Here is an 11,316-nt window from a genome sequence, read left to right on the forward strand (position 1 = left end):
TAAAGGTGAATCAGGCGCCGATCGACTTGCTGTACGCGTCGGCGTCGATCAGACGGTCTTGCGTGGCGTCCGCGGCCGGCTTGATCTTGAAGAGCCAGCTTTCGTACGGCGCGGTGTTGACCGAGTCCGGGGTGTCGGCCACGGCCGTGTTCGCTTCGATGATTTCGCCCGAGACCGGCGCGTAGATATCGGAAGCGGCTTTCACCGATTCGATCACGGCGACGGTGTCGCCAGCGGTCACGGTTTTGCCCAGTTCCTGGACTTCGAAGAAGACGATATCGCCGAGCGCTTCCTGCGCATGGTCGGTGATGCCGACCGTCAGCGTGCCGTCCGCTTCGGTGCGGACCCACTCGTGCGATTCGGTGTATTTCAGATCGGCCGGGATGCTCATCGGATGCTCCTATGCGGTGTGATTCGGTAATGACTTAAAGGGCCCCCAAACCTGTCGCTTCGCGCCAGGTTCCCCCGAGGGGAACAAGAAAACTTGGGGCGGCCCGGCGTTTTCTTGTGAAGGTTTGCGCACGCGCCGGCTTGCTTAAACCGCGAGCACTTTGCCGTTGCGCACGAACGGCAGTTTTACCACGCTTGCGGGAACGTTCTTGTCACGAATTTGAACGTGAACGGTGTCGCCCGGCTGCACGCCTTTCGGCACGCGCGCAAAGGCGATCGATTCCTGCATGGTCGGGGAAAACGTGCCGCTGGTGATTTCGCCTTCGCCTTGCGGCGTGACGACTTTCTGATGAGCACGCAGCACGCCTGCTGCCTTGCCGTTGTCCTTCAGCAGGATCAGGCCGACGAACGCGGCCTGCGATCCGTCCGCTTCCAGCTTGCCCTTGCCGACGAAGTCGCGCGGCGAGGTGAGGTCGACCGTCCAGGTGAGGCCGGCGTCGAGCGGCGAGACGTTGTCGTCCATGTCCTGGCCGTACAGGTTCATGCCGGCTTCGAGGCGCAGTGTGTCGCGCGCGCCGAGTCCGGCCGGGCGCACGCCTTGCGCCTGCAGCGCGTTCCACAGCGCTTCGACGTGATCCGCCGGGACGATGATTTCGAAGCCGTCTTCGCCGGTATAGCCCGTGCGGGCTACCGTCAATTCGCCGAACGGCGTGTCTTCGATGCGGGCGGCGTTGAACGGCTTCAGAGCTTCGGTGGCGGCGCGCGCGGCCGGCACGGTTTGCCAGACTTTTTCGCGCGCGTTCGGGCCTTGCACGGCGACGATCGCGTAGTCGCGGCGCGGCGTGATGGTCAGGCCGAAGCCGCCTTCGGCGTTGAGCTGGCCGAACCAGGCGATGTCTTTGTCGGCGGTGCCGGCGTTGACGACCACGCGGAAGTGATCTTCGCCGAAGTAATAGACGATCAGGTCGTCGATCACGCCGCCGTTCGGGTTCAACAGGCAGGAGTACAGCGCGCGGCCGGGCGTTTGCAGCTTGGCGACGTTATTGGCCAGCGCATATTCGAAGAAGGCGCGCACGCGCTCGCCGGTGAAATCGACGACGCACATGTGCGAGACGTCGAACATGCCGGCGTCGGTGCGCACGGCGCGGTGTTCGTCGATTTGCGAGCCGTAGTTGACGGGCATGTCCCAGCCGCCAAAATCGACCATGCGGGCATTGAGCGCACGATGGGTGGCGTTGAGCGGGGTGTGTTTGAGTTCGGTCATGGGGCCTCGGGCATCTCGCGAAACAAAAAAGGCCATGCGGCGCTACGCCTCGCGGCCTTTTAGCTGCGAGCGATGCGTTGCATGGCCCCTCTGTCCTCGATACCTGAGAGATTGCGTTGCCGTGAGAATGTGAATCCGTCACGGTGAAACGCGCGCCCCTTCGGTGGGCAGCCTGCCAGAATCTGTATCGATCAAACGATCGCAGACGGCTACTGCCGCTCTCCAGAGTGCGAAAAACCGGTGCGTTGAGCTTGATTCAACGCGGGTTCTTCGACGCGGTCGGTCCTTTTGCCTGAGAGTTTGCGGGTGTGCCCCTTCGGCGGCGCGGCCTGCGGTTTCCTGCGGCCAGCGCGCTCTCCCGACGCGTGCGGCGAATGTACGCGAGGGCCGGGGGCTTGTCAAATCTGGGCCCGCGAGCGGCACGGCGGTTGGCGCGGCGTCTTGCCCTCGCCAAAAAAGCGCGGGACGCGATGCCCGCGCTTGCACTGCTTCGGCGCCTGAGCGCGCGATTATTCGCCGATGGCGTGTGCCGCGTTGTCCAGTTCCTGATTCAGCACGCGCTGTTCGTCGCTGGACAGGCCACCGCCGTGTTGCGCGGCCATGTCATGCGCTTCCTGACGGATCACGTCGAGGCGATGGTGCAGCGCGCCGCCTTGCGGGGGCGGGTAGTAGCCCTGATTCACGCGATTGTCGATACGACGGCTGAGATTCTCGATGCGGCCGTCGACCTGGCGCAGGCGCTGATCCGCGATCTGCTGCGGGTTGGGGCGCGGTGCCGGCGCGGGTTGAGGCGTCACCACACAGGCGGCGAGCGAACTGAGCAGGGCGCACGCGGCGAGCGCGCGGATAGTACGGGGCATGAACTCTCCGGAAGTCATAGTCGTTTTGTCTTGCTACTTGGGTAGCAACGGCTGACTGCCGGAGCGCGCTGACTGGCGGCACGGCCTTATTTGTAACGTTATGTTCCTTTCGGGCCTGTCAGGAGCGTGGCCCGCGCGGAGGCGACAAGTGCCGTTTTAGGTACACAAGGCGTTTCGACGCGCGGGCAAACGGGTCAGCGAACGCGCTCGAACGGCAGCCGGACGCCTTCTTCAGAACTCCGGGCGGCGAGTTCGATAATTGTCATTACGTCGACAGCGTCCTGAGCGCTGACCGGGAATTTCACGCCGTTCTGGATGGCGTCGGCCACGGCGATATAGAAGCCAACGTAATCTCCATTACGCGTCGGCAGCTCGCGCTCGACTTCCTGATCGCCTTCCAGCACGCGCAGCAGCCCGGCCGCATTCCCCGCGCCGAAGCCTTCGTCGCCGGGCCGCAGGCCGGCTTTCAATTGATCTTCTTGCGTGTCGAGCCCGGTTTTCACATAGCTGCCGCGCGTGCCGTGAATCGAGAAGCGCGGCGCGACCAGCGCGGTCAACGCGCTGGCGTGCAACACCACTTCGAACTCACCGTAGCCGAGCTGGATATGCACGTAGTCAGGCGCGCTGGCATTGTCACGATGCGTGCGCACGGTGGCCGACACGCTCTGCGGCGTGCCGAACAGGGCCAACGCCTGGTCGACCAGATGCGGCCCCAGGTCCAGCAGCAAGCCGCCGCCTCGCGACGCTTCCTCACGCCAACGCTGCCGCACCTCCGGCCGGAAACGGTCAAAATGCGATTCGTATTGCGTGATCCGTCCCAATTCGCCGCTCGCGAGCAGATCGCGCACGGTCAGAAAATCACCGTCCCAGCGACGGTTGTGAAACGGCATGAAGAGCTTGCAGCGGGCGAGTGCGATGTTGGCCAGCGTGCGGGCGTCGGCGGCGTTCAGCGTGACCGGCTTGTCGACCACCACGTGCTTGCCCGCTTCCAGCGTGCGGCGCGCCAGCTCGAAGTGCGTGTCGTTCGGCGTGGCGATCACGACGCAGTCGATGTCGTCGAGCGCGAGCAGCGCGTCGAGGTCGGCCACCACCTTCGTGTGCGGATAATCGGCGAGCGCGCGCTCCGGCTGGCTCGTGGCGATGGCCGCGACGCTCGCGCGGCCGCAGTGCGCGATTACCGGCGCGTGAAAGGTCGCGCCGGCGAAACCGTAACCCATCAATCCAATCTTCAGCGATGCGGACATGCGTGTCTTCCTGCAAAAACGGCGCGCCGCTTTGCCACCGTGGCGGCGGCGCGCAACACCGCAATTGTGGCATGTCCTGAAGGTGGACCGTCAGCGTCGTCATGATGCCGTCGGCCGTCATGGGGCGCGGGCATTGGTTGCGTGCATCCGTGTTAACATCGCTCCTCTCGCGCGTTTGCGAAGCGGGCCAGAACATCCTCCGCACCGTGCGGGGCGCCTGTTCCGGCACGGCGCCGCGCAGCATGCCCCCGGGCCTTCGGCCGGCGTTTCGCCACCGCGCCCTCAACCGCCGCTTTAACCGCATCACCCATCCACAGACGATGTCCGCAGGCCTGAACCCCGCTCAAAATGAAGCGGTCCGTTATCTCGACGGTCCGTGTCTCGTGCTCGCCGGCGCAGGCAGCGGCAAGACGCGCGTGATCACGCAGAAAATCGCGCATCTGATCGAGGCCAAAGGCTTCGAGCCGCGCCACATCGCCGCCGTCACATTCACGAACAAGGCCGCGCTGGAAATGCGCGAGCGCGTGGGCAAGCTGCTCGAAGGCAAGACGCTCACCACGCCCGGCAAGGAAGGCCGCAAAGTGCCCGTCAATCAGTTGACGGTCTGCACCTTCCACTCGCTCGGCGTGCAGATTCTGCGGCAGGAAGCGGAACACGTCGGCCTGAAGCCGCAGTTCTCGATCATGGATTCGGACGACTGCTTCGGCATGATCCAGGAACAGGTCGGCTCGACGGACAAGGGTTTTATCCGCAAGATCCAGTCGATCATCTCGCTGTGGAAGAACGGCATGATCATGCCAGAGCAGGCGATCGCCATTGCCGCGAACGAGGACGAGCATCAGGCCGCGATTGTCTATCGCAACTACGTGGCGACGCTGCATGCCTATCAGGCGGTGGATTTCGACGATCTGATCCGCCTGCCCGCCGAACTGTTCGAGAAGAACGAACAGGTGCGCGACCGTTGGCAGAACAAGCTGCGCTATCTGCTGATCGACGAATATCAGGACACCAACGCCTGCCAGTACGAACTGGTGAAACTGCTGGCTGGCAAGCGTGCGGCGTTCACGGCGGTCGGCGACGACGATCAGGCTATCTACGGCTGGCGCGGCGCTACGCTCGAAAACCTCGGGCAGCTCAGCAAGGATTTTCCGAAGCTGCATCTGATCAAGCTGGAGCAGAACTATCGCTCGACGGTGCGCATTCTGACGGCCGCGAACAACGTGATCGCGAACAATCCAAAGCTGTTCGAAAAGAAGCTGTGGTCCGAACACGGCATGGGCGACACGATCACCGTCACGCCGTGCAACGACGAAGAACACGAGGCCGAGTCCGTGGTGTTTCGCCTGTCGGCGCACAAGTTCGAGCGCCGCGCGAATTTTCGCGACTACGCGATCCTGTATCGCGGCAATTTCCAGGCGCGCATCTTCGAACAGGTGTTGCGGCGTGAGCGGATTCCGTATGTGCTGTCCGGCGGCCAATCGTTCTTCGACAAGGCCGAGATCAAGGACATCTGCGCCTATCTGCGTCTGATCGCCAACGCGAACGACGACCCCGCGTTCATCCGCGCGATCACCACGCCGCGCCGCGGCGTCGGCAATACCACGCTCGAGGCGCTCGGCTCGTTCGCAGGACAGGCCAAGGTGTCGCTGTTCGAAGCGGTGTACATGGGCGGCATCGAGGCGCGTCTGTCGCCGCGGCAGATCGAACCGATGCGCGTGTTCTGCGACTTCATGCAGCGCCTCACCGACCGCGCCGAGAAAGACGCCGCCGGTACGCTGCTCGACGAACTGATGGACGCCATCCACTACGAAGCCTATCTGTACGACGCGTTCGACGAACGTCAGGCGCAGTCCAAGTGGCAGAACGTGCTGGAGTTCATGGAGTGGCTGAAGCGCAAAGGCACCAAGGCTGAGCCGACGGGCGCCGCGGCAGACGAGGCCACCGGTTACGACACCGCCGACGGTCTCGGCGACACCGGCAAGAATCTGCTCGGTCTGATCCAGACCGTCGCGCTCATGTCGATGCTCGAAGGCCGCGAGGAAGATCCCGACGCGGTGCGGCTCTCAACGGTGCATGCGTCGAAGGGCCTGGAGTATCCGCACGTGTTTCTGGTCGGTGTCGAAGAAGGCATCATGCCGCATCGCGGCGGTCCCGACGACGAGCCGATCGACGACGCGCGCATCGAAGAAGAGCGCCGGCTGATGTACGTCGCGATCACGCGTGCGCAGCGCAGTTTGCATCTGAACTGGTGCAAGAAGCGCAAGCGCGCGCGAGAAACGGTGGTGTGCGAGCCGTCGCGCTTCATTCCCGAAATGCTGCTCGACGACGCTCCTCCGCCGACGCCCGAAGAAGCGCCGATGTCGCCGAAAGACCGGCTTGCCAGTTTGAAGGCGCTGTTGCAGAAGCCTTGAGCGAGTGTCGCGAATACCGAGGCAAAAGACGCGCGTCCAGCGCGCGTGAGTGAGTGTCGAAATCGGGCACCTGGGTAGCGCGCTTCAGCGATGGCCGATAAAAAAATCCCTGCACCGCGTCACCGCGGGCAGGGATTTTTTACGACCTGGCAGACGCCGTAGTTCGTCTTACTTCACCGCGCTGACCATGTAGTCGACGGCGGCCTTCACGTCCGCGTCCGAGGCATTCGAGCCGCCTTTCGCGGGCATCGCGCCCTTGCCGTGCAGCGCGTAGTTATAGACCGTGTCCATGGGTTCTTTCAGACGTGGCGCCCAGGCGTCCTTGTCGCCGTACTTCGGTGCGTTCAGTACGCCTGCCGCGTGACAGGCCTGACAGACTTGCTGATACAGCGCCTTGCCGGCTTGCGAGGCATCCGCGCTTTGCGTGCCGCCGGCCGCCGGTGCGGCCGCTTGCGGCACGCTGGCCATCGCGGCCATGGCCGCGGCGGCTTGGGCCGCGCCTGCGTCAGAAGCGCCGGCCGGAGCCGCGGCTGCTGCTGCACCGGATGCCGCCGCGGCGCCCGCCGCCGGTTGGGCCGGTTCAGGGAAGCTCGCGCCGGAATTGTTCGCCATATAGGTGACTGCGCGGGCGATTTCGAAGTCGCTGTAGTCGTCCGGGCTGGTGCCGCCGCGCGGCGGCATTGCACCTTTGCCGGCGAGTGCCGTGTGCAGCAGCGTGTCGAAGCCCTGCGCGATGCGCGGCGCCCAGTCGGCGGTATTGGTGAATTTCGGCGCGCCCGCCGCACCCGATGCGTGACAAGCGGAGCAAACGGCTTTGTAGACTTCTTCGCCGGTCTTGTAGACGCGCGGCGCATTGGCGTCGCGAATGTCGACCTGGGCGAATGGCTTGATGCGGGCGGTGACCTCGGCTTCGGAGAGAGAGTCGGTGCCGGCGCCGGTGCGCGTCGAGTTATCGACGTAGACGGCCAGCAGAACGATGATGACGATCGGTACCGCAAAACTGGCAATGATCGCAGCGACGAGCTGCCCGGGGGTTTTGATCGGGGCTCCGTGTGGTGCTTCGCTCATGCTTGTCTCGTCTCCGTGGGTATGTGAGCGGTACAGCGTGACGGCAACTTCTTGTTCTCAAATCAGCCACGGACGATTATAGACGCAAGATTTCGACGGCGGCGAGGGGCGCGGCGAGCTGTTCAGCAGGCGTTTACCCGCATCGCGAGGGTCGGCCGGAAGGCGCCGGGTGCCGCCATTCAGGCCGTCCGGTGGACGGTATGGCTGAAACCGGGTATCCTTTCGGTCTCGCTTTGGCGTCGCATCCATTCTGGTTGCCGCGCTTTCGTGTTGAAGCGCCCGTAGCTCAATGGATAGAGTACTGCCCTCCGAAGGCAGGGGTTGCTGGTTCGATCCCAGCCGGGCGCACCATAAAGAGTCGATCTCGATCAAGGGCTTGCGCCATGTGCGCCAAGCCCTTTTGTTTTTCCATCGTCTTGCGATGTCCTCTGGGCGCCGCAATCTCGCACATAAGCCGCACATACGCTCACTGCCTGCCGCCCACGATCCGTCCGCGTCGACAGAATTATCCCGAGATTTCTGTAGCTTTCTGTTCATCAATTCAGATTCAGACATATAAACGTCTGCCTTCTGAAATTTCCAATTGCCCCAGCCTATCCGTTTAATTAGCATGCGTTGACCATCCAAATCGTATAACGCGTGGATGTTCCATAAGCGGTAATTCAACAATCGCTTCCCTAATTAATAAAGGCATTGCGAAGCCATCCGCGCGCCATTGTTTTATTTTGCAGGTCATGTACAAAATAGCCCGGTTGATTTTAATCGCATCGATCACGATGCTATCCAACCTCGTGCACGCGCAATCGGTTGCGCCTGTCACGGGGGCAAGCCAATTTGCCGGTCCCTATCTGGGCTTCAAGGTGGGTGTGAATATGTCCGATGCTTCCGGCGTCATCAACAAGCCATCGCACACTACGGTCTTTCCGGGTTTCACGGCTGGATATAACTTCAACGTCGAACGGTTCATAGTGGGCGCCGAGGCTTTTACTGATTTACATCACGGCTCGACAACCTATAAAGACGCCGGAATCGATGCGAAATTCGGCATGCCGTTCAATCAGATTTTGCCTTATGTCCGCATTGGGTTCACTGGGGACGATCCGGACACGCGCTTCCATTGGGGCTTGGGTGTCGAATATAAATTTGCCAAACACGTAAGCGCGGTAGGTGAATGGACAACCGACACCGGCAATTGCAACGGCACCAAAAGAACGAATAACAGTTTCACAATCGGACTGCAGTATCACTTCAATTGACCCGTTCGGCTCGCGGCCGGGCGGCAAATTCATCGAACATCGCATTTCCTGCGCTCTCGCCGCAAAGCCGCACCGAACCGGGCAAAGCTCCGAGGTGCCGCGCCACCCCGGCTGCCTCTCGCTGCAACAAGGTTGTTGAAAGCGTCCCCTGCCGTTAGAATCCCCCGGTCACTGGGGAGTAGCCTTCCTTCATCCATTGAAGGAGAGCGCGTCAACATACTTGGCCTTTCGGTCATGGCGCGTTCGACCGGGTCGGTTTGGCGAGACCATTGACGTACTGCCTCGTTCTGGTCGGACGGGTGGCGGTGCGTCATTGGTTTGTCATCTACGTCCGACCGCGGAGTTGTCCCGTGATACCTCGTTTTGCCCTGCCAGTCTTCCCGCTTGGCCGTCCGCCGCGCCGCTGCCTCTCCATGCTTGAAGGGAAACGCGCATGACCAGTCTCCTGCTCGAACTCGCAGTCATGCTGGTCGTCATTCTGCTGGCGGCCGAACTCTTCACTAACGCGCTCGAGCACCTGGGCGAACGTCTCAAGATTTCCGAAGGCGTGACAGGTTCGCTGTTCGCCGCCGTCGGCACCGCTCTGCCCGAGACTCTCGTGCCGTTGCTGGCGATCGCCGGCGGCACGACTGATAGTGCGGTCAATCAGGAGATCGGCGTCGGCGCAATTCTCGGCGCGCCGCTAATGCTTTCCACCCTCTCCACCTTTCTGATGACGCTCGCGATCCTCGGCTCGCGCGGCGCTAGCGGCTGGGTCGCGCCGGAGCGCTCGGGCTTCACGCGCGACCTCAACTATTTCCTATGCGCGTTCGTGCTGGCCGCCGCGGCGATGTACGTGCCGCACGAACGGATGCTCGTGCGCGCGCTCTTCAGCGTGGCGCTGGTCGGCGTGTATGTCACCTATGTGGTGATGACCTTCCGCGCGTCGAATGATCTGGTCGATGCCGGTCACGGCACCGAAGCGCCGGGCAAGATGCTGATCTCGCGCCTCGGCGTGCCGACCAACATGGCCACGATCGTGGTGCAGCTGGCGCTGGCCGTCGCGTTGCTGGTGTGGGGCGCGGAGGGCTTCATCCACGGGGTGCGCGGCGTCTCGCAGGCGCTCGGCGTGTCGCCGCTGCTCCTCTCGCTGCTGATCATTCCGATCGCCACCGAACTGCCGGAGAAGGTCAACAGCATTCTGTGGATTCGCCGCGGCAAAGACACGCTGGCGTTCGGCAATATCACCGGTGCAATGGTGTTCCAGGGCACCTTGCTGCCCGCGATCGGCATTCTGCTGACACCATGGACGCCGCGCATCGAAGTGGTGACCGGCATCGTGATCACGCTCGCCGCGGCGGCATGGCTGCGCATCAATGTGCGCGAGCGCGGCGTGCCGGTATGGGCGTTGCTGGTTTGCGGCGTGCTGTACGTCACGTATCTGGCCATTACGCTGACGCGCTAGCCGCGCGGCTCAATGCGTCAACGAGCGGCAGGTGAAGCAATCGGGAAAGGCCGCGCACCGGCGGCTTTTCTCGCTTCAGGCTCAATGGGCCGGCGCGCTCGCTGCTGCTGATGTCGTTGCGCTGGCGGGCTTGAACACGGTGTTCCAGTCGTCTTTCATGTCGACGACGAGCCAGCCCTTTGCGCCGGCCTCGTCGAGACCCTTGTCGAGCTTGCCACTCTTCGACGTGCGGTCATACTGGTATTCGCGTTCCGCATCCGTGTGATGCACGAGCGCGGCAAGGCGCGGGCCGTCACCTGCCGAAGTCCATTCGAGCATCGGCGCGTCGCCATCCGCGTTACCGAACGCGATCACCGGACGTCGGCCGATCACGCGATCGATGGCAAGCGGTTTGGCCGCGCCGTCGACCAGCGTGTCGACTTGCGCGAGGCGCGTCAGCGAAATTGCGCCGTTGGTCTGGCTGTACCGGTATTTGACGGTGCTGCCGATCACCTGCTCCGGCGGAATGCCATACATGCGCTGAGCCACCTCGCGGACGAACTCGACATCGCCGCCCGTCACCAGATAAGTTTTGAAGCCGTTCGCGCGCAGATAGGCAAGCAATTCGAGCATGGGCTGATACGCGAGATCGGCATAAGGACGGTTGAAGCGCGGGTCGCTCGATGAATCGAACCATTCGTGCACGAGCGCGGCGAACTGCTCGCTCGTCATGCCTGCGTGCGCCGTGGCCAGTAGCCGCATCGAGCCGGCGTCGCCGCTTGCCGCCACATTCTTGAGATTGCCTTTGAGGATCGAGCGGAACGGTTCCTGGCGCTTCCACTCCGGATGCCGTCCGGCCACCGTCTTCACACGTTGTAGCGCGAACACCAGTTGCACGGAGGCCGGCTGCTCGGGCCACAGTGTGCCGTCGTTATCGAACACGGCAATACGGTCGGCGCGCGGGATGAAGTCCTTGGACTCCGGTGTCGTCACGAGCGTGACGAAATCGACGATCGAGCGCTTGGCCCTGGTGTCGTTCCATGATGCCAACGTCGCGGCCGTCGCTGCGCCGGCCTGCGATTCGCCGCTATCCTGGCGCGGCGTGACGGAGCAAGCGGAGAGAAGTACGACGGTGAAGGCAATGCAGTACCGGTGCAGCGAGCGAATCATGAAAGCCTCATCGAAAACGGTGGGTCGAATCTGGAGCGAGCGCCAGTCTAATGGGCTAAGGCGCTTATTGCAGCCCTTGCGAGATTTTTTCGGCGGGACAGCGGAGCCCGCTCCTCCCGTACGAATATCCATTGAATAAATCAGCAAGCCGGACGACTCCCCGCTTCGCCTAGCCCTTCGGCTGCGTTACAAATTTATCTCTGAAATTGCCGGAAACGTTGCTAGTATTG

The 11,316-nt window shown here is 62.7% G+C and carries 9 protein-coding genes, 1 tRNA gene and 3 riboswitches; of the genes, 4 read left to right on the forward strand and 6 right to left on the reverse strand.

Going from position 1 to position 11,316, the window contains the following annotated elements; all coding sequences use genetic code 11:
- Positions 1–10 precede the first annotated feature (10 nt).
- From gcvH to AC57B1_RS11650, 4 genes are all read right to left on the reverse strand, one after another.
- Positions 11–391 (reverse strand): glycine cleavage system protein GcvH, encoded by a 381-nt coding sequence (gcvH, locus tag AC57B1_RS11635; protein WP_408181677.1) that lies wholly within the window; start codon positions 389–391, stop codon positions 11–13.
- 144 nt (positions 392–535) lie between these two features.
- Positions 536–1,654 carry a glycine cleavage system aminomethyltransferase GcvT gene (gene gcvT / locus AC57B1_RS11640; RefSeq protein WP_496417572.1) on the reverse strand — a complete coding sequence of 373 codons (1,119 nt, stop codon included), beginning with the start codon at positions 1,652–1,654 and terminating at the stop codon, positions 536–538.
- Positions 1,655–1,734: 80 nt separating this feature from the next.
- Positions 1,735–1,890, reverse strand: a riboswitch (glycine riboswitch).
- A 43-nt stretch (positions 1,891–1,933) separates the two neighbouring features.
- A riboswitch (glycine riboswitch) is annotated at positions 1,934–2,016 on the reverse strand.
- A gap of 147 nt (positions 2,017–2,163) precedes the next feature.
- A complete protein-coding gene (locus AC57B1_RS11645) occupies positions 2,164–2,514 on the reverse strand; it encodes a YdgH/BhsA/McbA family protein (RefSeq protein ID WP_091797901.1) in 351 nt (116 codons plus the stop codon).
- A 194-nt stretch (positions 2,515–2,708) separates the two neighbouring features.
- Positions 2,709–3,758, reverse strand: a complete 1,050-nt coding sequence (locus tag AC57B1_RS11650) for an oxidoreductase (protein ID WP_091797904.1) — start codon at positions 3,756–3,758, stop codon at positions 2,709–2,711.
- Positions 3,759–4,078: 320 nt separating this feature from the next.
- Between AC57B1_RS11650 and AC57B1_RS11655 the strand changes: the two genes are divergently transcribed.
- Complete coding sequence (locus tag AC57B1_RS11655) at positions 4,079–6,169, forward strand: UvrD-helicase domain-containing protein (RefSeq protein ID WP_091800949.1); 2,091 nt, start codon at positions 4,079–4,081, stop codon at positions 6,167–6,169.
- 168 nt (positions 6,170–6,337) lie between these two features.
- Here AC57B1_RS11655 and AC57B1_RS11660 read toward each other — a convergent pair whose 3' ends face one another.
- Positions 6,338–7,237, reverse strand: a complete 900-nt coding sequence (locus AC57B1_RS11660; protein ID WP_091797907.1) for a c-type cytochrome — start codon at positions 7,235–7,237, stop codon at positions 6,338–6,340.
- A gap of 275 nt (positions 7,238–7,512) precedes the next feature.
- On the opposite strand from AC57B1_RS11660, the gene AC57B1_RS11665 reads away from it, so the two are divergent.
- The 3 genes from AC57B1_RS11665 to AC57B1_RS11675 all read left to right on the forward strand — a co-directional run bounded on the left by AC57B1_RS11665 (position 7,513) and on the right by AC57B1_RS11675 (position 9,937).
- Positions 7,513–7,588, forward strand: a tRNA-Arg gene (locus AC57B1_RS11665).
- A 383-nt stretch (positions 7,589–7,971) separates the two neighbouring features.
- Positions 7,972–8,493: an outer membrane protein gene (locus tag AC57B1_RS11670; RefSeq protein ID WP_496417573.1), complete on the forward strand. Its 522-nt coding sequence runs from the start codon at positions 7,972–7,974 to the stop codon at positions 8,491–8,493.
- Positions 8,494–8,654: 161 nt separating this feature from the next.
- A riboswitch (yybP-ykoY riboswitch) is annotated at positions 8,655–8,830 on the forward strand.
- A 96-nt stretch (positions 8,831–8,926) separates the two neighbouring features.
- On the forward strand, positions 8,927–9,937 hold the full coding sequence (locus AC57B1_RS11675; RefSeq protein ID WP_091797913.1) for a sodium:calcium antiporter: 1,011 nt from the start codon (positions 8,927–8,929) through the stop codon (positions 9,935–9,937).
- A gap of 81 nt (positions 9,938–10,018) precedes the next feature.
- Here AC57B1_RS11675 and AC57B1_RS11680 read toward each other — a convergent pair whose 3' ends face one another.
- Entirely contained in the window at positions 10,019–11,086 is a 1,068-nt protein-coding gene (locus AC57B1_RS11680; RefSeq protein WP_496417574.1) for an HAD family hydrolase, read from the reverse strand.
- Between the last annotated feature and the right edge of the window lie 230 nt (positions 11,087–11,316).

It is taken from the genome of Paraburkholderia sp. BGA-UO-ETr-F21, assembly GCF_059567925.1.

Excerpts from the sequence above, each read along its gene's own strand:
- gcvH (WP_408181677.1), bottom strand. The coding sequence starts at position 391 with ATGAGCATCCCGGCCGATCTGAAATACACCGAATCGCACGAGTGGGTC.
- gcvT (WP_496417572.1), bottom strand. The coding sequence starts at position 1,654 with ATGACCGAACTCAAACACACCCCGCTCAACGCCACCCATCGTGCGCTC.
- AC57B1_RS11645 (WP_091797901.1), bottom strand. The coding sequence starts at position 2,514 with ATGCCCCGTACTATCCGCGCGCTCGCCGCGTGCGCCCTGCTCAGTTCG.
- AC57B1_RS11650 (WP_091797904.1), bottom strand. The coding sequence starts at position 3,758 with ATGTCCGCATCGCTGAAGATTGGATTGATGGGTTACGGTTTCGCCGGC.
- AC57B1_RS11655 (WP_091800949.1), top strand. The coding sequence starts at position 4,079 with ATGTCCGCAGGCCTGAACCCCGCTCAAAATGAAGCGGTCCGTTATCTC.
- AC57B1_RS11660 (WP_091797907.1), bottom strand. The coding sequence starts at position 7,237 with ATGAGCGAAGCACCACACGGAGCCCCGATCAAAACCCCCGGGCAGCTC.
- AC57B1_RS11670 (WP_496417573.1), top strand. The coding sequence starts at position 7,972 with ATGTACAAAATAGCCCGGTTGATTTTAATCGCATCGATCACGATGCTA.
- AC57B1_RS11675 (WP_091797913.1), top strand. The coding sequence starts at position 8,927 with ATGACCAGTCTCCTGCTCGAACTCGCAGTCATGCTGGTCGTCATTCTG.
- AC57B1_RS11680 (WP_496417574.1), bottom strand. The coding sequence starts at position 11,086 with ATGATTCGCTCGCTGCACCGGTACTGCATTGCCTTCACCGTCGTACTT.